General features: G+C 48.6%; 15 protein-coding genes and 1 tRNA gene. All 16 read right to left on the bottom strand.

Going from position 1 to position 20572, the window contains the following annotated elements; all coding sequences use genetic code 11:
- Positions 1-49: 49 nt before the first annotated feature.
- Positions 50-1186 carry a radical SAM family heme chaperone HemW gene (hemW, locus tag ACI4N7_RS02015; protein WP_439731698.1) on the bottom strand — a complete coding sequence of 379 codons (1137 nt, stop codon included), beginning with the start codon at positions 1184-1186 and terminating at the stop codon, positions 50-52.
- The gene (gene lepA, locus ACI4N7_RS02010) at positions 1179-2975 is read right to left on the bottom strand and encodes a translation elongation factor 4 (RefSeq protein ID WP_439731697.1); all 1797 of its coding nucleotides are present in this window, start codon (positions 2973-2975) and stop codon (positions 1179-1181) included. Before lepA ends, hemW begins: the two co-directional genes overlap by 8 nt.
- Positions 2976-3124: 149 nt before the next feature.
- Entirely contained in the window at positions 3125-4042 is a 918-nt protein-coding gene (locus tag ACI4N7_RS02005; RefSeq protein ID WP_439731696.1) for an EamA family transporter, read from the bottom strand.
- A 222-nt stretch (positions 4043-4264) separates the two neighbouring features.
- Positions 4265-4341 (bottom strand) — tRNA-Val (locus ACI4N7_RS02000).
- A gap of 262 nt (positions 4342-4603) precedes the next feature.
- Positions 4604-8278, bottom strand: a complete 3675-nt coding sequence (locus tag ACI4N7_RS01995; protein WP_439731695.1) for a PolC-type DNA polymerase III — start codon at positions 8276-8278, stop codon at positions 4604-4606.
- A gap of 98 nt (positions 8279-8376) precedes the next feature.
- Positions 8377-9690: a VanW family protein gene (locus ACI4N7_RS01990; protein WP_439731694.1), complete on the bottom strand. Its 1314-nt coding sequence runs from the start codon at positions 9688-9690 to the stop codon at positions 8377-8379.
- Between the two features lie 34 nt (positions 9691-9724).
- On the bottom strand, positions 9725-10717 hold the full coding sequence (gene holA, locus ACI4N7_RS01985; protein WP_439731693.1) for a DNA polymerase III subunit delta: 993 nt from the start codon (positions 10715-10717) through the stop codon (positions 9725-9727).
- Positions 10714-12978, bottom strand: coding sequence for a ComEC/Rec2 family competence protein (locus ACI4N7_RS01980; protein ID WP_439731692.1), 2265 nt, complete (start codon positions 12976-12978; stop codon positions 10714-10716). The genes holA and ACI4N7_RS01980 overlap by 4 nt, the downstream gene beginning before the upstream one ends.
- Complete coding sequence (locus ACI4N7_RS01975) at positions 12975-13535, bottom strand: helix-hairpin-helix domain-containing protein (protein ID WP_439731691.1); 561 nt, start codon at positions 13533-13535, stop codon at positions 12975-12977. Before ACI4N7_RS01975 ends, ACI4N7_RS01980 begins: the two co-directional genes overlap by 4 nt.
- Before the next feature lie 231 nt (positions 13536-13766).
- Complete coding sequence (locus ACI4N7_RS01970; RefSeq protein ID WP_439731690.1) at positions 13767-14267, bottom strand: ATPase; 501 nt, start codon at positions 14265-14267, stop codon at positions 13767-13769.
- An 11-nt stretch (positions 14268-14278) separates the two neighbouring features.
- Positions 14279-14767, bottom strand: a complete 489-nt coding sequence (coaD, locus tag ACI4N7_RS01965) for a pantetheine-phosphate adenylyltransferase (RefSeq protein WP_439731689.1) — start codon at positions 14765-14767, stop codon at positions 14279-14281.
- 16 nt (positions 14768-14783) lie between these two features.
- Positions 14784-15332, bottom strand: coding sequence for a 16S rRNA (guanine(966)-N(2))-methyltransferase RsmD (gene rsmD / locus ACI4N7_RS01960; protein WP_439731688.1), 549 nt, complete (start codon positions 15330-15332; stop codon positions 14784-14786).
- 171 nt (positions 15333-15503) lie between these two features.
- Positions 15504-16514 carry an NAD(P)H-dependent glycerol-3-phosphate dehydrogenase gene (locus ACI4N7_RS01955; RefSeq protein ID WP_439731687.1) on the bottom strand — a complete coding sequence of 337 codons (1011 nt, stop codon included), beginning with the start codon at positions 16512-16514 and terminating at the stop codon, positions 15504-15506.
- Between the two features lie 5 nt (positions 16515-16519).
- Entirely contained in the window at positions 16520-17104 is a 585-nt protein-coding gene (plsY, locus tag ACI4N7_RS01950) for a glycerol-3-phosphate 1-O-acyltransferase PlsY (RefSeq protein WP_439731686.1), read from the bottom strand.
- Positions 17104-18432, bottom strand: a complete 1329-nt coding sequence (gene der / locus ACI4N7_RS01945; protein ID WP_439731685.1) for a ribosome biogenesis GTPase Der — start codon at positions 18430-18432, stop codon at positions 17104-17106. The genes plsY and der overlap by 1 nt, the downstream gene beginning before the upstream one ends.
- 238 nt (positions 18433-18670) lie before the next feature.
- Positions 18671-20569 carry a bifunctional 4-hydroxy-3-methylbut-2-enyl diphosphate reductase/30S ribosomal protein S1 gene (locus tag ACI4N7_RS01940; protein ID WP_439731684.1) on the bottom strand — a complete coding sequence of 633 codons (1899 nt, stop codon included), beginning with the start codon at positions 20567-20569 and terminating at the stop codon, positions 18671-18673.
- Positions 20570-20572: the final 3 nt, after the last annotated feature.

The following is a 20572-nucleotide window of genomic DNA, read 5'->3' as shown; positions in this document are numbered from 1 at the left end:
CCCGTTCACAGCTCTATTTTCTCTATCCTCTGCCGGAGATAAGCAGTATCTACTCATCCCGCAGGAACTGCTCAAATACATAATTTCCCAGGGCGGCGCCATGATAGGTGAGGAAAAGATGGCCCTCCTTCTCTTCCAGAAGCTTTTGTTTCTTCAGCATGTCCACCTGCTTTTCGTACCAATAGTCCAGCGGCTGTCCATATCGGTTCCTGAAGTCTTCCAGAGGAATGCCCTCTTTCATGCGGAGATGAAGGAAACAGTATTCCTCCATTTCATCCTTTTCAGAGAGATGTTCCGTTTCTTCCGGCGGCCTTCCGCCGGAAAGCCATTCCTTTTCGTAAAGATTCACTCCCGGCGTTACTGTGAACCGGGTTCTTCCGATGCGGGATGAGGCTCCGGGACCCATGCCCAGATAATCAGACAGCTCCCAGTATTTCCTGTTATGCCTGGACCGGAATCCCTTTCGGGCAAAACTTGAAATTTCATATCGTTCCAATCCGTAATGAGGAAGAATGCGGCACATATCCTGGTACATGGCCCAGCTTTCTTCTTCCGTAGGGCGGGGCAGCAGCCCTCTGGCTGCAAGCTGTGTGAAACGGGTGCCCTCTTCCAGGATAAGGCTGTATACAGACACATGGTTCACAGGCAGATGTACTGCCCATAGCAGTGACTTTCTGAAGTCTTCTACTGTCTGCCGGGGCAGTTCATACATAAGGTCTATGCTCATATTGTGAAATCCTGCTGCATAGGCACGCCGAATGACCTTTTCCGCTTCTGAAGCCGTATGCAGGCGGCCGATGGCCTTAAGAAGCCGGTCATCATGACTTTGGACACCGATGGAAATCCGATTGATTCCCAGTTCTCTGGCAGCAGATAAATAGGAATCGGTCATGTCGCAGGGATTCATTTCCATGGTAATTTCCGGATTTTCCGAAAAGTGAAAACAGCTGCGGATTCCTTTCATAATAGCAGAAAGCTGCCTGATCGAAAGAAAGGAAGGCGTGCCGCCTCCCAGGTACAGGGTATCGCACAGCCTGTTTTGGAAGGAGGGCGCCCTGTTTTTCATCTCTTCCAGAAGCGCCGACACAAAACGGTCATCCGGTTTTCTCCCAACAGAATAGAAGCCGCAGTAGGAACAGCGGCTTCTACAGAAGGGAATATGAATATACAGTCCCAGATCAGTCATCTTTCAGAACCGCCATGAATGCTTCCTGCGGTATTTCCACACTGCCTACCTGTTTCATGCGTTTCTTGCCTTCTTTCTGCTTTTCCAGAAGTTTTTTCTTACGGGTCACATCACCGCCATAGCATTTGGCCAGTACGTCCTTCTTATAGGCTTTGATGGTTTCTCTGGCAATGATTTTGCTTCCGATCGCCGCCTGGATCGGTACTTCAAACTGCTGCCGGGGAATAATTTCTTTCAGCTTCAGAGCCAGTGCACGGCCCCGGGCAGGAGCGTTGCTCCGATGGACGATAATGGACAGGGCATCCACCAGGTCGCCGTTCAGCAGGATATCCAGCTTCACCGCATCGGTCTTCTGGTAGCCGTCCACCTGGTAGTCCAAAGAGGCATATCCTTTGGTACAGGATTTCAGCTTATCAAAGAAATCAAAAATAATTTCAGAAAGAGGAATCTTGTAGGATAAATCTACCCTGGTTTCATCCAGATATTCCATGGTCTGGAAAACGCCGCGGCGGTTCTGTACAAGCTCCATCACATTGCCTACCATGTCGGAGGGCACAAGGATATCCACCTTAGCCACCGGTTCTTCGATATGTTCAATCTTTGTCATGGGCGGAAGCTCTGCCGGATTATCCACCGGCACCATGGTGCCGTCCGTTTTAAATACATGGTAAATAACGGAAGGAGCGGTGGTAATGAGCTTCAGGTGATATTCCCGTTCCAGTCGTTCCTGCACCACATCCATATGGAGAAGGCCCAAAAATCCGCAGCGGAAACCAAATCCCAGAGCCTGTGATGTTTCCGGCACAAATTCCAGGGCTGCATCATTCAGCTGCAGTTTTTCCAGTGCTTCTTTCAGATTATCATAATCCTTGCTTTCAATGGGATACATGCCGCAGAAAACCATGGGAAGAGCCTTTCTGTACCCCGGCAGAGCTTCAGAAGCTCCGTTTTCCGCCGTAGTAATGGTATCCCCTACTTCGCAGTCCTGCACGTTCTTGATGCTGGCTGCTACGTACCCTACTGATCCGCAGGTCAGCTCATCGCAGGCTTTGGGGAAAGGAGAAAAATATCCGACTTCCGTAACAGTATACACTTTGCCCGAAGCCATCATCCGTATATTCATGCCGGGCCGGATTTCTCCATCCATCACCCGTACATAGGCAATAGCGCCCTTGTAGGAATCAAAAATAGAATCAAAAATAAGGCAGCGGAGCGGTTTCTTCGTATTATCGGGAGGCGGCGGCACCTGCTCCACAATGCGCTTCAGCACTTCCTCCACATTCTGCCCGGTTTTGGCGGAAACCGGAATAGCATCGGACATATCCAGGCCGATGATATTCTCCACTTCTTTCTTTACCCGGTCAATATCTGCACTGGGCAGATCAATCTTATTGATGACCGGGATAATTTCAAGGTCGTGGTCCAGCGCCAGGTATACGTTGGCCAGGGTCTGAGCCTGCACCCCCTGGGTAGCGTCGATGATGAGAATGGCACCTTCACAGGCGGAAAGGCTTCTGGACACTTCATAGTTAAAATCCACATGGCCTGGGGTATCAATGAGATTCAGTTCGTAGGTATCCCCGTCTTCATATTTATACATGAGGCGGACGGACTGTTCCTTGATCGTAATGCCTCTCTCCCGCTCCAGATCCATAGTATCCAGAATCTGAGCCTCCATATCTCTTTTCTGCACCGTGCCGGTGAGTTCGATGAGCCTGTCAGCCAGCGTGGATTTGCCATGATCTATATGGGCAATAATAGAAAAATTCCTGATATGTTCTGTATCCATAATAACTCCTGTCAAAAAGAAGCCCCGGGAAATACGAAATTTCTCTGCAGAATGGATTTCGCATTCCCCCAGCTTCCAACGAATGGTTCTGTTCAGTTTCTATTTTACTATAAAGAAAAGATTTCATCTATGAAAATCATATTTCCCTGTCATGAAATGTTTCTCTCTTCCGGTAAATCCTTTTTCCCAATCAATCCCGGTGCTGCAATGGCAAGAATAACCAAAAGAATTCCCACTGCCTGCATGAAATCAAAGCGCACATCAAACAGGAAAAGGGACGCAATCACAGATACGGCCGGTTCCACCGTAGCCGTCACCGAAGCCTGGGCTTCACTCAGATAATGGAGTCCCGCATTGTAACAGGTAAATGCTACCACCGTGCCGCATATAATAATCCAGAAGGAATCAAAAATCACATCTCTGTTAAAAAATCCGGAAAAGTCCGTGACGGGATCAATCAGCCATGCAGAAACAGCGCCGGTAAACATGCCGATAGTGAGAATAAAGGAATTGTCCAGGGTACCCATGAGATGCTTGGGATACACAGCACATACTGCAAAGAAGAAGGCAGATATCAGTCCCAGGTATACACATTCCGCCGGTACGGAAATCTTATGGATATCTCCGCCGGTCACAAGGAGAAACACACCCACAATGGCCAGAACCACTGCTGCCAGTTCTCCTCTTCCAGGCAGTTTCCTGTTTTTCAGGGAAACCCAGATGATAACAATGGCAGGACAGGTATACTGGATAACCGTAGCTGCCGCCGCATTGCCTGCTGCAATAGAGGCAAAATAGGTATAATGCATCAGCATAAGACCTACAATGCCATAAAAAACAAGCTGGGGAAAAAGCAGATAGTTTTTCCTGATGGCGCGAAGGCCCGGCTTCCAGGTACCCTTTACTGCCGATACACAGAACATGATGAAACCGGCTGACAGCATGCGAAATACAGTAAGATCCATGGAATCCAGGCTGCTTTTCCTGAAGAAATCCTGTGCTGCCAGACCGGAGCCTGCCCACATGGTGCCGGCAATCAAAACCATGATGAGTGCAAAGATTTTCAACGGTATCTCCTCTTCCCCATGATTTTCACCAAGGAAACGCATCCTGTCAGGTCATTGAATTCCCTGCATCTGACTTCTCCGCAGGAAGTCTCCGGTATGAATCCCGTTCCCTGCAGGCTCTATATACGGAGGTATAAGAAAAATGCCTATAAAATTCAATCCTGCCCTGAATGCAGTGCTTCCTTAACACAAAAACCCGCCATGCAGGCGGGTTATAAAATCTGGTGGGACTATTTGGATTCGAACCAAAGACCTCTTCGATGTCAACGAAGCGCTCTGACCAACTGAGCTATAACCCCGGATACTGTTGCCATTATATCATGGGATATGCAGAAAAAGCAAATATGATAGGGGCGCTGTAAGCGCCCTGGCGGATCGGTCGGGCGATTCATAGGAAAGCCTTTTTATGGGCAGGCTAAGGACCAGCTTCGCCCGTGGAAAGGTTTTCCCTGCCGTTGCAGGCGGCATTATATACTGCGCCGTAAGGCGCCTCCACACCCTTTAAACCTTCTGCACCTTCTGAACCCTCACGCCCGAAAGGGCGTGTCCATAAGGGCTTCCCTAGAAGTCAAAGAGGGACATCTGCTCTTCTTCCGGAAGGTCTTTCAATATGCCCATATCTTCCATGGTATCGATGATGCTCTGGCTCACCTTTCCTCTCTTGCGAAGATCTTCTTTGGAGGTAAAAGGATGGGCGTCCCTGGCCCTGACAATTTCCTTGGCCACGGAATCCCCCAGAGCCGGGATGCAGTTGAAAGGCGGAAGCAGTTTCCCATCGACCATCTTGAACTCCGATGCTGCGGACTTTTCCAGACTGATCGGCATGAATTCCAGTCCTCTGAGGTACATTTCCGCTGCCACTTCGATAACTGTAGCATTTCCCTTTTCCACCGCTGTAGGATGTTCCAGAGATGCAATCCGGGCCAGCTCCTGTTTCTGCGATTCCAGCCCTTTCAGTATCACCGGCGCATTGAAGGCCCCCTCGGCACGAATGGTAAAGTAGGCCGCATAGTAGGCCAGGGGCTGATATACCTTGAACCAGGCGATACGGAAGGCCATCATAACATAGGCTACGGCATGCGCTCTGGGGAACAGGTATCCGATTTTCAGGCAGGAATCAATAAACCACTGCGGTACATGAGCTGCATCCAGTTCGGCTTTATTATTGGAGCCGTTCTTTTCAAGGCCCTTCCCCTTGCGAACGTTTTCCATGACCTTGAAAGCGGTCAGCGGCTTGACGCCATGGTTGATCAGATAGTTCATCACGTCGTCACGGGTGGAAATGGCTTCTTCCAGTTTGACGGTACCGTTCTTGATGAGGTCCTGGGCATTGTTCAGCCATACATCAGTGCCATGGGAGAATCCGGAAATTCGTACCAGTTCAGAAAAATTCTTCGGCCTGGTATCTTCCAGCATGCCCCTTACAAAGGGCGTACCATATTCCGGAAGACCCAGAGCCCCCACTGTCACGCCTTTATTTCCAATCACAGAAGCCAGCTGCTGGGGTGTGATTCCCAGAGCCTCGGTGGAGCTGAAGAGGGAGAGCGTCTTCTTATCGTCAAAAGGAATGGACATGGGATCAATACCTGTAATATCCTGCAGCATGCGAATGACCTTAGGATCATCGTGGCCCAGAATGTCCAGTTTCAGCATACGCCCGGAAATGGAATGGTAGTCGAAATGGGTGGTAATCGTACCGGGAATCACATTTCCGTCTTCATCTTTCAGATATTTCTTATTGGCTGCATACTGGAGAGGCGTGAAGTTATGAATATCCATATCCCTGGGGCATACCATGATGCCCGCCGGATGCTGGCCGGTGGTACGCTTGACGCCGGCTACGCCGGCAGCCAGTTTTTCAATGAATATATCATTAAACGTAAGGCCCCGGTTTTCCGCATATTTTTTCACGAATCCATAGGCCGTCTTATCCTGTATGCCTGCAATGGTTCCGGCACGGAATACATTATCCCGGCCAAACAGTTCTTCTGTATATTTATGGGCAACGCCCTGGTCATCGCCGGAAGAAAAATTAAGATCGATATCCGGTACCTTATCTCCATCAAAGCCGAGGAATACGGCAAAGGGGATATCATGGCCGTTTTTGTTCAGCGGCGTACCGCATTTCGGACATTTCTTATCGGGAAGGTCAAATCCGCCGCCTACGGAACCGTCGGTAAAGAACTGCGTCCAGTGGCATTTGGGGCAGACATAATGGGGAGGCAGAGGGTTGACTTCCGTAATCCCGGACATGGTGGCAACAAAAGAAGAGCCTACGGATCCACGGGAGCCTACCAGATATCCCCGGTCGTTGGAATGCTTTACCAGTTTATGGGCAATGTAGTACAGTACGCCGTAACCGTGCTTGATAATCGGCGTCAGTTCCAGCGTAAGCCGGTCCTGCACGATTTTAGGCAGGGGATCGCCATAAATGGCATGGGCATTGTCATAGCACATTTTGACCAGCTTATCATCAGCCCCTGAAATTTTCGGGTTATAGGATTTCCATTCTTCCGCCAGAGGCTTCAGAACTTCGCACTGCTCTGCGATTTTTCTTGTATTGGTCACTACAATTTCAATTGCCTTTTCTTTGGGAAGGTAGGAAAATTCATCCAGCATTTCCTGGGTGGTACGAATGTACACCGGTGGATGGGATTCAATTTTCCCCGGTTTTTCCCAGTTGGACAGAAGAATATCCCTGTTTCTTCTGTCTTCGGCAAACATGTAGTGGGCATCGGATGTGGCACATACAGGGCGGCCTGCCTTTTCTCCGATTTCAATGACCTTGCGGTTCAGGTCCTGCAAATCTTTTACTGTATTCACATTGCCGAATTTATCTTCATTAATCAGGAATTCATTATTTCCCAGAGGCTGTACTTCCAGATAATCATAGAATTTGGCCTTTTTAATGAGTTCCTCATCGCTTTCTCCCGCCAGCACTGCACGGAAGAATTCCCCCATTACGCAGGCGGAGCCGTAAATGAGCCCTTCATGGTATTCTTCCAGAATCGGCTTGGGAATCAGCGGACGCTTCCGATAAAATTTCAGATGGGACAAAGTTACCATGCGATACAGGTTCCGAAGGCCCGTAATATTCTTGGCCAGGATAATGATGTGATTGTACTGCTGGCGGTCCGTATCCGGATTATCCGGAATGCGGTCAATCATATATCCTTCCATGCCGTAAATAACCTTCTGATGGTACTTTTCAGCCAGATCCTGGATTTTGGGAAATGCCTGAATCACACCATGGTCTGTAATGGCTACGGCCGGATGATGCCATTTGGCAGCCGTCTTAATGATTTCCTCATTATCAATCAGCCCATCAAGGCTCATTTTCGTATGCAGATGGAGTTCCACTCTTGGTTCAGGGTAATTATCTTCATGATCAATGACATGAACTTCCCCTTTTTCCATCTGCTGCAGTTCCAATGTCAGCCCGCCGGAATATTTGTTAAAGCGCACATTGCCCCGCACCTTAACCACCGTACCGGGTTTCAGGGATTCTACTCCTTCTGCTTCTTCCGGTTTATCGAAGAATTTTTGGCAGGGTATGCCGTTGGTTTCATCGGCCAGTCTCATCAGGAACAGTTTCTTTTTACTTCTGAGCTCTCTGACTTCACAGCTGATAACAGTACCTGTAAAAATGACACCATCCGCTTCGTCAGTGATGGTCCTGATATCCACCGGTTCTCCGGTAATATGCTTCCGCCCCAGATAGATACCGTTAGAAGCTCCGCCTTTCCCGTTTTCTTTCTTTGGCGATGAAACGAAGGCACTCTTGGGCAGCACGCTGGTCAGGTCAGGAAGTATATCGGGCATATCCATTTCCGGTACATTTTCTGCTTCCGGAGGGAGCGGTGCCGCTTCTTCGGGAATATCATCGAGCGTAGGCAGAGACACATCCTCCGGAGGAAGAGTAAAATTCTCCATTGGCTCATCATCAGGAAGCGGAATTTCATCCGTCTCCGGCGACGCTGCTGCCTGCTCCTTCGGACCGGCCTCCAGCGGTGCCCCCTGCATCATGGCAATGCCGGAAAATACTTCATCGGTTACATTGTCTCCATTAATATAAATGGATTCAATAGACAGGATTTCTTTCCCCATGTCTATGAGGGCATGGAGGGCCGCCTGCCGGTCATCGGCCTTGATATACCAGGCCCTGCATTCTGTATCAACTTCCATCAGTGTAATTCTGGAGTCCTTATTCCGAGACTGCAGACGGTATTTTCCCATGTATATACTCCTTTCAGTATGAGATATTGAGGTGTATGATTCGTCATTCAGGTATTATCAGAAACAGAGCAGGAAAAATTTTCCTGCATTTCTATTTTTTAGTCCTGAGGCACATCTTCCTTATTTTTGTAAGTAATTACCGTATCCACCGCTTCGTAGTCCGATTCGAAAAGATCATGGTAAACTCTTCCATCCGCCCATTTCACGCTCTGTTTCACCGTAACATTTTTCCCTTCGTGACCTTCCTCTGTCTTTTTATCTTCCTTCTGAGCAGGATCCACACGGCTGACTGTTTTGAAAGGAAGCGTTTCTTCTTTGGTTTTGGAAATGTCTACATAGGAAGGTTTGTCATCCCTGTTTCCAAGGATAAATACGGTCACTGTACCTGGAGCATATTCGGTATAAATGTAAATACCATGTTTCAGGTGATTTCTGAAGCGGAAATCAATGACCCCTTCCGCTACTGTAGCATCCCTTCCTAAAGGAACGTAGGAAACCGGTGAATAATGGCAGGTTCTCTGGGTAACTTCCAGACCGGCCAGAATCACGGCGTTGAAGAGCGTAGAGCTTACCTGGCACACGCCGCCGCCGGAACCGGGCTCCAGTTTGCCATTGATAATCACCGGCGCCTCCTTGTAGCCATTGGCTGCAGAGCGGGAGCCGGTGGTCTGGTTATAGGAAAATTCGGATCCCGGTTTCAGATAAGTTCCGCTGATTTTTTCAGCAGCCAGAGAAATGTTGCTGCTCCGGTTGCTGTCACCGCCAAAATGGGTGGTATATTTCCCCAGAATGGAGTTCACTTCTCCTGCTTCCTGGTCTGACATATTGGGCTTCTTTTCTTCTGCCACCGGAATTTCCACCTGTCCGCCCCTGCCGGTTTCCAGCGTTTCTGTCACTGTCTTTCGCAGCTCCTCTTCCCCGATTTTCATATAGGGCCGTCCATGGGAAAAGGTAATCGACCCATCATTATGAAAAGTGGGAAGTGCATTCTGCGCCGGTTTTCCATAGGTGCTCTGAAGGCCCTTTATTTTGCGGTCCAGCGCCTGATCATCCCACTGTGCTTCCATCGGTGCGGTCCGGCCGAAAAGCAGGGACTGCCAGCGGTCCTTCCACTGCCGTAAAAGGCTGCCTTCCCTTCCTATATGCATGGCTTCACCCACACTGTTCTCCGAATAATGGACACCCAGGTCTTTATAGCTCCATTCCTCATGTACCGAGTCTCTGACCAGTTCCAGTTTTTCCTTTTCCACAGTCTGGTCCTGCTCCTTCAGAAAATCAGCCAGCTTTGTTTTCGACCAGCCTCCGGCCGGAATGCCCTGTACACTGACTCCCGGTATTACCGCATCTCCTCTCACCCAGACGAAGGGGGCAGCTCCCAGAAGAACTGCCGCCAGCAATACAACTCCCGCCATACGCTTGTACTTAAATTTCAATGCCCCGTTACCTTCATTTCATGCAGTATTTGATCAGCAGGTCCTTCAGCTCCATATCGGAGGCTCCCTGCCTGGTTTTCATCTGATAATCAAAAATTTCCAGCAGAAACCATTCTGCTTCCTTTTCCCGAACCTTGCCCGCTTCCTTCTGCAGGTTCCGCCACATCCAGGATGAACGGATGCCCAGTACCTTCTGGATTTCCGATTCCGGCCGGCGGTTTCTTTTCATTTCATGAAAAATCTTGATTTTCCGGAATTTGGAAGAAAGAAAGCCAAGATTTTTGATAGTGGACGGAATATCCGTAAAAACACGGTCTGCACTTTCCAGTACCCGTTCTGCATTCTTATCCAGCAATGCATCGGTAAAACGGAAAATGCCCTGATTCATATAATCAGGAAGGGCTGCTTCCAGCAGTGCCTGGGTCACGGTGTCCCTGTTTCCGCACATCAGCACAATTTTATCACATTCCGTCTGAAGAAGAGGTGCTGAAATCTGCTCCCAGGATGAGAGAACCGTTTCCAGATAGCCCCGGGCATTGTAGTCCACTCTTTTTCCTGCATCGGCCAGCATGCGAATCATGGTGCCTGCCGCATCCCGGGGATTCATAAGGCTGTATTCTTCGCTTCTGCAGAGGGACAGAAGTGATTTAATGATTTTTGTTCTTTTATCCGGTTTTCCATCCAGAAGAATAATAAGGAAAATTTCCGGCGGCAGATCTTTCAAGACCTGCAGAAAGGAGTTTTCTTTCTTATCCTCTTTCTCCGACCTTGACAGCCGTTTTAAAAAAGGAGGATTATGGATAACTACTGCCGTTTCCGCAGTAAAAAGGGACTGCCCTTCCAGCGCATTTTTATATTCTTCCAGACTTCCGTTTCCGTCAAACGCCGTCACTTCCGGCGGATTTCCCTGAAAGTAAGCCTGTATCAATTCGTCTTTCCGTATATTGGCTGAGACGGGATCATCACCATACAGGAAAAAGCAGTTATTCTTACCCGTTTTTTTCATAACCATATCGATGTACCTTCCAGCTTCCACTGTTTCCTGAAGGAAGCAGTCTGCATTCCTTCTCTGTACACATTGACAGCAGGATAATTTTTAAATGCAAAAAGATCCATATTTTCAAAAGAGGAAGAAAGCCTGCTTCCTCCATAAATGACAGCTTCTGCCGCCACCCTGTCGATCTCTTCTTCCGGGATGCCCTTCCCGTTCTTTCTTCCCGATGCCACCCAGAGGGTATGCCTGGGAAAGGAAATGGAGGTGAGTCCTCTTTCTCCGGAAAGATACACTCCCCTTTCCCCTTCCTGAAGGAGCCAGCTGCTCCCATTGGTAAAGAAGGAGAGGCTGCCCATCTGCATACGGGCGGCGGAAAGCTGGCGAACTGTTCCCTGAAAATCTTTTAACAGATAGGGCGTTTTCTTTTCCGCACTGCCGCCGGTAACCCATATTTCCCGTACCGGCACCGGCAGTGTCAGGGGCAGCGGTTCTTTGACATTCTCCACATTCAGCAGCAGAATATCCGCATCAAAAATTCCTTTATAGCCAAGGATGGATTTCCATTCCCAGTCCGAGGTATGAGACGGAATGCTGCCGCCCTTATAGTATAAGATTTTATGTTCCTTTGTGACAAGTACCGCTCCCTGATCAGGTCCCAGGTCAGGGCAGTAAATCATGGTATCCGGTTTTGTCACATGCAGAAAAATGGAAGCAGTGAGCAGCAGGCACCAGATTCCCACAGCACAATAAGCTCTGCGGGGAATGGAAAAGAGATTTTTTTGAAAATAAAGAATCCCTACCGAAGCATAATAGAGAAGAATCTGTACCAGTGTCATGCTTCCTGTTTCCAGTGATGCCCGGGGCCAGGAGGAAAGAGTCAGATTCAGTCGAATTCCCGCCCAGAGAAGATAGTCGGAAATGTAGAGCATTCCTCCTGCCAGAGGCAGAAAAACCGGGGCCGCGGCAGCTGCCAGAAGGCCTGCAATAATCACCCATTCCAGAAATGGAGTTACAAAAAGATTGGCAGGAATAAAGTAAAGAGGAAAGGTATGAAAGTCATAAAGCATGACCGGTATGGTCAGTACCTGAGCGGCGGTTGACAGAGCCGTACCTTCCTTCATCCATCGGGGCACCAGCGGAATCCCTGCCAGTTTATGAAGAAGAGGCCTGTAAAAAATAAGAATCCCTGCTGAAGCTCCTATGGAGAGCTGGAAACTGACATCATAGAGATAAAAGGGATCCCACAGGAGCATGCCTGCTACCGCTGCTCCCAGCAGATTCAGTGATGTTTTTTCCCTTTCCAGAAAAACGCCTCCCGCTGACAGGATTCCCATAACCGCCGCCCGTATGACCGGAGGGACCAGTCCGGAAAGGAAAGCATAAAAAAGAACCAGAAGTGCCGCACCTGCAATAACCGGTTTCCGCGGCAGATGAAGCCAGGTTCCCAGGAGAAAAAGAAATCCAAACAGAAGCGCTACATGGGATCCTGATACGGAGAGGATATGAATAATACCGGCCGCAGAAAAAGAATTCATAATATAGTCCGGTATTTCATTGTAATTTCCTCCGAAAAGGAGGGTCATCAGCACATGAAGCCGGACCGGATCCATGTAGGGAGCAAAATAAGACTGCAGACTGCCCCTGATCTCATCCGCCAGCCGTCCTGCTTCCTCCTGCCCGCTTCTGCCTTCTCCACGGACAGAGGCCTGTCCTTCCGGATAAATTCTCCCGATGAGGCGGCGGCTCCGATAGCGCCCTTCCAGATCGATTTTCCCCGGGTTCTGGTAAATACGGACGGCTGTCATTTTCCCGGTCACGGAGATCCTGTCTCCAGTCAGATAAAATCGTTCCGGACGCATATCGTAAATAAAAGCGGTTCCGGAAAGCTTCTTCGTCTCACCATCCCCGTAGGTGATAGACTCCAGCTCCGTATAGTAGCGGGCATATATTTCCCCCTTCCGGTTCACCGAAGGTTCTTCCTTTACGATGCCTGTCCACCGTCCTTCACTTCCTGCCGCCCAGGAAGACTGCTGCTGCCAGTACTGGTCGGACAGAAACATGCGTCCCATGCCGCAGGCAAGAATAAACAGAAAAAGGAGAACTCCCAAAGCTCCCTTCTTTCCCTTCCACTGAAAAGAAAGCAGGAGAACCGCTGCCCCTGCGGAAATCACGATTAAAATTTTCTGCTCAAAAAACGAAGGGAAACTGTCATAAAGCATAATGCCCAGAGCCAGGCTGAGGGCACTCCACAGCAGGGGATACTTGGTATTCATAGTGTGATTTTATCCGCCAGTTTCTTAAATTTCCCATCGCTGATGGATGGTACGAGCTTCAGGTCTTCCTTGCTGCTGAAATTTCCATGTTCTTCCCTGTAGGCAATGATTTTCTCTGCTGTCACCTGTCCGATGCCGGGCAAAGACTCCAGTTCCTTCTTCCCGGCCGTATTGATATTGACCAGCCCCGCCGCACCGGGGTCTTTCATGTAGGGATCCAGGGGTATGTAAATCTTCATGCTCTCTGTAACCGGTTCCGCCATATTGACAGCATTGACATCCGCATAGGGAAGAACGTCGCCGGCTGCTTTCACTGCATCGAAGTAATGGCTTCCTTCCGGTATCTCATAAACACCGGGGTTTTTGACCGCCCCTACCACATATACAAGAATTCTTCCGCTGCTTTCCTCCTTTCCTTCACTCACCTCTACCGCCGGTACCGGCTTTTCCGTTCTGAGCGATAAAGGATCCAGCACAAAAAAAGACAGTCCTATGAGAATGAAAGCAATGCCCAAACAAAGAAGTATGGCTCTCCTTTTGTCTCCATCGGTTCCCATAGGCCTGTCCCCCTGTTTCAAAAAGATTCAGAAAGTAAGGTAAAGAATCATTTCGGCTGTAATTGTTAAATTATTTCCCCTGGTAAAGAAAAGCCGCCTGCATGGCTGAATCAGATTTCCCAAACAGGAAACCGGACAGTGATAAAGACGGTATTTCTTTTATGTAAGAAAGAGGCATTCCGGACTTTCCCGCAGAATTCCTTCTTTCGCTTGTGGAAAAAGGTCCTTCTGTTATTTTTTCTGTGTATCCTGGGGCTGCTGTTCCTGCTGCTGGCGGGCTGCTGCGGAATTGGAATCAATGAGGCTCTGCCGGTTCTTCTTCAGACTGTCCAGTACATTTTCCATATTGGTTTCCACATACTTCAGCACATCGGTAGCATAGGTCACTGAACTGGTACGCAGTTCATCTGCTGATTTGTTGGCAGACGAAATCACTTCATTGGCTCTTTCCTGCGCCTGTTTAACCAGCTCGCTTTCCTCTGTAATGCGGGCAATATAGTCCTTAGCCTGCGCTACTGTATCTTCCGCTTTCTTTTCCGCATCCAGCATGATACGTTCCTTGTCGGCCACAATTCTTCTTGCACTTTCCAGTTCATTTGGCAGGGACTGGTTGATGGCGTCAATCAGCCTTTCTACTTCATCTTTATCCACCATTTTTTTATTGGTGAAAGGCACTTCGCTGGCATTGTTAATTACATTTTCAAGTTCTTCAAGAAGTTTTCTTGTATCCATAATAGGCAGCCTCATTTCTTAATAGAATTTACTTTCCTTTTTATCATTTCCTGGACAAAGGGCGGCACCATGGAGGTTATATCTCCATTAAAATGGGCCAGTTCACGGACACCGGTAGAAGAAAGATAGGAATACCGGCCATCCGTCATAAAGAATGCAGTTTCCAGGGTCGGATCAATCTTTTTTATCATAAGAGCTCTTTGGAATTCATATTCAAAATCGCTGAATGCCCGGAGCCCTCTGATCAGGAGATGGCAATTCCTTTTTGCCGCATATTCATTCAGAAGACCGTCAAATGCATCCACTTCCACATTAGGAATGTCCTTGGTCGTTTCTCTCAGCATGGCAATGCGTTCTTCCGTGGTAAACATGTAATGTTTGGCCGGATTCAAAAACGCCGCCACAATCAATTTGTCCACAAGGCCGGCGCTTCTTCTGATAATATCAAGATGCCCATAGGTGACCGGATCAAAACTTCCGGGACATATAGCTATTTTCATTCAAACCTTCTCCTCATTATCTGCAGCGCAGATAACTTACAACAATAGCCCCCGCTTTTTTCTCTTTCCATAACTCGCATGTATCCTGGAAAAGTGATAAATCAGGCGGTTCGGATACTGAATGTTCTGCAATAATGACGGCATCATCTGCCGGAAGGCCGCAGTCAAATACCTGCTGCAGAACTTCATTGATATATCCCTTCCTGTAAGGCGGATCCATGAAAATGTAGTCAAACTTCTGTCCTTTTAATGAGCGAAGTGCAGAAGATACCTCCCCTTTCAGTACACGCACCCGGCTGTCCACGTGACAGCGGGAGGCGTTATCCCTGATCAGGGACCCGGTGGCTTTATCAATGAAAACCGCTTCCGATGCACCCCGGCTCAATGCTTCCAGCCCCATGGCGCCGGTACCTGCAAAAATATCAAGCACCCGCGTCTCCAGAAGGCCCACATTGGCCAGTACATTGAAAACGCTTTCTCTCACCCGGCCCAGTGTAGGTCTGGTATTTCTTCCGGAAGGCGCCAGAAGAAGAGTTCCCTTTGCGCTTCCTCCAATAATTTTCATGTATTCTACCTCAATCAAACCATGCGGAAAAAGGATGTCCTTTCCACACTTATGTTAATTATAGCATAAACCAATGGCTAAATCGCCGGTCCATGCAAATTTTTTTCACAGCAGAAGAATAGAACATTCCTCATGGAATGCAGAAGCCTGTATGCCCTCTTTCTGTCTCTTTTACAGCGGATAGGTTTCTGATTCAGCCTTCTTTGCCCTCGTCATGAGAATTTCCAGCGCTTCCATGGCATTATGGTCGCCTTTGATAAGATGACATACTTCTTCCGTAATAGGCATGTCAATATGTTCCCGCAGGGCGATTTCATGAACCAGCCGGGCCGTCCGAATGCCTTCTACCACCATATTCGTACTTTTTCTGATTTCCTCAGCGGTCATGCCCTTTGCCATCATTATGCCGGCACGATGATTGCGGCTGTGAATGCTGGTGCAGGTACATACCAGGTCCCCCATGCCGGACAGTCCGAAGAAAGTGGTCATCTGGGCGCCGAAATGCACTCCGAACCGGGTCATTTCCACCAGGCCCCGGGTCATAAGGGCTGCACGGCAGTTGTCCCCCAGGCCGATGCCGTCAAGCACTCCGCAGGCCAGGGCCATAATGTTCTTCAAAGCACCGCCGTATTCCACGCCCCGAATGTCATCGCTGCGGTAAACGCGGAAAACAGGGCTCATATATAAATCCTGTACGATCTGAACCGCTTCAGGCACGGCCGAGGCCGCCACGGTAGCACAGGGAAGTCCGATGCCCACCTCTTCTGCATGATTCGGCCCGGAAAGTGCCACAATCTTATCGGTAATGCCGGCTACCTGCCTGGTAATGCCTTCCGAAAGGCGGTGGCCTTCATTATCGGCCAGTCCCTTGGAGGCACAGACCACGACTGCATCCTTTTTGAGCCAGGGCACAATACGGCCTGCCATTTCTTCTACAACCTGAGAAGGAGTGCAGATAATCACACAGCCTGCACCTTCCACAGCTTCCTGCAGATCGCTGGTAATGCGGATCTTTTCCGGTATACGGGCTCCCGGAAGGTATTCTTTATTTTCCCTGGTAGTACGCATCCGGTCAGCCGTTTCCGGCTTTCTGCAGTACATGATAAGGTCATTATTCCGTCCTGCCAGTTCAATCATCATGGCAGTTCCCCATCCACCAGCTCCAATCATTGCAATTTTCAAAGGTATTACCTCTTTTCCCTGGTAATAGGCTTCTCTTCTCCTCTAAGAAGCCGTCCAATATTATCTTTGTGTTTTCCAATGACAATAACTGCCGCCAGTGCGCCAAAAGCTACATACTCCAGCGGTTTGCCATCAATCAGCATGACAACAGGTACTACCGGTGCAGCCAGGATAGACCCCAGTGAAACAATATGCTTCCATTTGAAAATGGCAAGCCAGACAAGAAATGCTGCCAGTACGGCAGGTGCGCAGATATAGGTAAAGGCTCCCACACCGCAGGCCACGCCCTTCCCGCTTTTAAAGTGGAGGAATACGGACCAGTCATTGCCGATAATGGCAAATACGGCACAGAAAAGCACTATGGTGGGATCCGGCATGCCCAGATGGACGGCAATAAAGCCCTTCAGAAAATCGCAGATAAAAACGGCAAGACCTGCCTTTGCTCCCAATTCCCGGTAAGCATTGGTGGCACCGATATTTCCGCTGCCTACCTTCTTCAGGTTTACGCCGTAGAAAATCCGCCCGATCAGGTAGCCGCTGGGTATGGCTCCTATGAAGTATGCCAGTACGATCCACAAAACGGATTCCATCAGTCGTCTGCACCATCCTTTTTGCTTCTCACCACAATGCGAATGGGCGTACCTTCAAAGCTGAACGCTTCACGAAGTTTGTTTTCAATGAAACGAACGTAGGAAAAATGAATCAGATTGGCGTCATTCACAAACATGACAAAGGTAGGGGGCTTCACTCCCACTTCCGTCATATAATAAATTTTTGCCACCCTTCCGGAATGAGCAGGCGGGGGATTAATCATCTTGGCATCTTCCAGCAGGTCATTGAGCACCGATGTAGGAACGCGGAGATTCTGCTGCTCCGCCACGTTGTAAATCAGATCGCCCAGACGATGGATTCTCTGCTTCGTCAGTGCAGAGCCGAAAAGCATGGGTGCGTAGGGGGCAAAGGGAAGGCCGTTTCTGATTTCCTTTTCAAATTCATTGATCGTATGTTCATCTTTCGTAATGGAATCCCATTTATTGACAAAAAGGATAAGCCCCTTGCCGGCCTCATGAATATACCCGATGATTTTTTTATCCTGCTCTGTTAATTTATCCTCTGCATCAATGACAAAAATAGCCACATCGCAGTTGTCGATGGCACGGATTGAGCGGATGACACTGTATCTTTCCAGCGGCTCGTCAATCTTGCTCTTTCGTCTCATGCCTGCTGTATCTACCAGAATAAAAGTCTTCCCCTTATAGGTCCAGAGCGAATCCACCGCATCCCTGGTCGTTCCCATTTCATCGGCCACCAGAGAACGTTCATAGCCAAGAAGCGAATTGATCAGGGTGGATTTCCCCACATTCGGCCTGCCTACAATGGCAGTGCGGATAATATCCTCCGATTCTTCTTCATCCAGCTTGGGAAAACCTTCCGTAATGCGATCCAGCAGATCTCCGAAATTCAAACGGTTGACTGCCGATATTCCAATCGGGTCGCCCAGACCCAGGGAATAAAATTCATATACATCCATTTCCTGGTTGTCGCTGTCCACCTTATTCACTGCCAGAACGACCGGTTTCCCTGTTTTTCTCAAAAGTCCCGCAATGGTCTCATCATCGCTGGTCATGCCGGTTCTTGCATCTACCACAAAGAGAATGACATCCGCTTCTTCCATGGCCAGTTCCGCCTGCTGGCGGATGCCGCTGGAAATCTGGTCTTTCTCATTCCGGAATTCAATACCGCCGGTATCAATAAGGGTAAATTCCTTATCCAGCCATTTCACATCACAGTAAATTCTATCTCGAGTTACACCGGGGATGTCCTCCACAATAGATACACGCCGCTGGGCCAGTCCGTTAATCAGGGTCGATTTCCCTACATTCGGTCTGCCTACAATAGCAACGAGAGGTTTGCTCATAAGTCCCCATCCTTTCCAATCGTTGAAATGATTTAAAATCAAAATACAAAGCGAAGTCTGCCATAAAGCAACACTTCTCCATTTTTGTCATACTGTATTGAAATTGTATGACGGATAGAACTTTATGTCAAGGAGAAGGGGGTATCATGGCTGCTTCCGGATTCTTTACGGTAAGAAGCCAGGCAGCCATGCTGCAATAAAAAAAGCTGCCCTGCAGGGCAGCTTTTTATCTGAAAAATTATTCTTCAGCCGGAGCTTCTTCGTGGGAAGGAGCTTCTTCCAGTGCGAAGGAGATTCTTCTGCGGCCTTCATCAATGTTGATGATGCGGACTTTGAGGTCATCTCCTACCTGGCAGATATCGCCGGGTTTCTTATTGTGGTCATCGGTCATTTCATTGATGTGGAGAAGACCGGTAAGGCCGTCATCCAGTTCAACGATAACGCCGAATTCAAGAATCTTGACTACCTTGGCATCCACAATATCATCTACCTGATGATCATGGATTGCAGTTTCCCAGGGGTTGGGCAGGCAGTCTTTGTGGCTGAAGGAAATTCTCTGTTTTTCACGGTCGAAGGATTTGATCTTTACATCAATTTCCTGTTCCGGTTTGAGAACGTCTTCAACCTTGGCAATCTTCTTCCAGGAAATATCGGAAATGTGAAGCAGACCTTCTACACCGTTGATGCCAACAAAAGCGCCATAGGGCATAATTTTCTTCACAGTGCCTTTGAGAACGTCGCCGTTTTCATAAGCTTTTTCGATTTCATCCATTTCTGCATTTCTTTCATCTTCCAGAACTGCCTTGCGGGACAGAACCAGTCTGTTCTTAGCGCGGTCTACTTCCAGAATCTTAGCCTGGAATGTCTTGCCTACCAGGTTCTGCAGGGAATGAACAAAGCGGAGATCGCCCTGAGAAAGGGGAATGAATCCGCGGAGAGATTTAATCTGAACAAGCAGACCAACTTTAATGGCTTCAATGCCTTCGCATTCAACAGGTTCGCCTTTTTCGAATGCTTCTTCCACTACATCCCAGTCTGCCAAACGGTCTACTTTAATCTTGGATACATAAATCGTACTATCCTCTTTAACTCCGCTGACAATCTGTACACGGAGAGTATCACCAATTTTCAGCACATCTTTCAGGGATGCCGGTGCCGGGTAGGAATATTCATGTGCCAGAAGAACAGCTTCTGTCTTATATCCAAAAGAGATATAAGCCTTGTCGTCGTAAAGGTCTACTACCTTGCCTTCTACAACGCTGCCCTTGTGTACATCCAGGTTCATTTCCTCCTGATCCAGCATTTCCTTCATGTTTTCCATAATACAAACTACCTCCTCTATGATCCAGTCCGGTGTGGATGCACCGGCGGTGATGCCAATCTTGTCCCGACTGTGGAACCAGCTCGGTTTTAGTTCCCCAGCCGTTTCGATATGATGAGTATCCGCTCCCTCTTCCCTGCAGATTTCTGCAAGTCTTGTGGTGTTGGCGCTGTTGCGTCCGCCAATGACAATCATCACATCTACTTTATCCGCCAGCTCACGCGCTGCCTGCTGCCGCTGCATGGTCGCGTCACAAATGGATTTGTTGACGTAAAGGTTTTTCACCTTTTTCCGTATGCCTGCAGCCAGCCTGTCAGCCAAGACAGCTGAAAAAGTGGTCTGTGTAACAATATGAGCTTCCTGCATTGGCGGGAGTGCATCTACATCTTCCATGGTTTCTACCTGGTAAGAATGTCCCACCGCCCATTCAGCCACACTTTTCATTTCAGGATGTCTTTTTTCACCGATGAGTATAACCTGTTTTCCGTCTTCCACCAGGCGATGAGCCATCTCCTGATTTCTCCTGACGAAAGGACAGGTCGCGTCCATTAGGGCCAGATTTTTGCACTTAAGCATATTATAACACGAAGGTCCTACTCCGTGCGAGCGAATTATTACAGTTTCGTCCGTCAAATCGTCCAGACTGTCAATGGCAGGAATCCCTCTCTCCGCCAGTTTTTTTACCACCTGAGGATTATGGATAATAGGACCGTATGTTACGGCTTTTATGCCGGAATCTGCGGCTTTTTCAGCAATTTTCAGTGCTCTTCTCACGCCGTAGCAGAATCCCATTACCTTTGATTTGTATATTTCCATAAA

The sequence above is a fragment of the Dialister sp. genome, assembly GCF_051885895.1.
Lineage (GTDB): Bacteria > Bacillota > Negativicutes > Veillonellales > Dialisteraceae > Dialister.
The sequence above is the reverse complement of the archived record's forward strand: the minus strand, read 5'-3'. Positions and strand labels throughout refer to the sequence as shown.

Coding starts and splice junctions, on each gene's coding strand:
- der (WP_439731685.1), bottom strand. CDS start 18,432: ATGAGCAAACCTCTCGTTGCTATTGTAGGCAGACCGAATGTAGGGAAA.
- ACI4N7_RS01975 (WP_439731691.1), bottom strand. CDS start 13,535: ATGGGAACCGATGGAGACAAAAGGAGAGCCATACTTCTTTGTTTGGGC.
- plsY (WP_439731686.1), bottom strand. CDS start 17,104: ATGGAATCCGTTTTGTGGATCGTACTGGCATACTTCATAGGAGCCATA.
- coaD (WP_439731689.1), bottom strand. CDS start 14,767: ATGAAAATAGCTATATGTCCCGGAAGTTTTGATCCGGTCACCTATGGG.
- ACI4N7_RS01970 (WP_439731690.1), bottom strand. CDS start 14,267: ATGGATACAAGAAAACTTCTTGAAGAACTTGAAAATGTAATTAACAAT.
- holA (WP_439731693.1), bottom strand. CDS start 10,717: ATGAAAAAAACGGGTAAGAATAACTGCTTTTTCCTGTATGGTGATGAT.
- hemW (WP_439731698.1), bottom strand. CDS start 1,186: ATGACTGATCTGGGACTGTATATTCATATTCCCTTCTGTAGAAGCCGC.
- ACI4N7_RS01990 (WP_439731694.1), bottom strand. CDS start 9,690: ATGGCGGGAGTTGTATTGCTGGCGGCAGTTCTTCTGGGAGCTGCCCCC.
- ACI4N7_RS01980 (WP_439731692.1), bottom strand. CDS start 12,978: ATGAATACCAAGTATCCCCTGCTGTGGAGTGCCCTCAGCCTGGCTCTG.
- ACI4N7_RS01940 (WP_439731684.1), bottom strand. CDS start 20,569: ATGGAAATATACAAATCAAAGGTAATGGGATTCTGCTACGGCGTGAGA.
- lepA (WP_439731697.1), bottom strand. CDS start 2,975: ATGGATACAGAACATATCAGGAATTTTTCTATTATTGCCCATATAGAT.
- rsmD (WP_439731688.1), bottom strand. CDS start 15,332: ATGAAAATTATTGGAGGAAGCGCAAAGGGAACTCTTCTTCTGGCGCCT.
- ACI4N7_RS01995 (WP_439731695.1), bottom strand. CDS start 8,278: ATGGGAAAATACCGTCTGCAGTCTCGGAATAAGGACTCCAGAATTACA.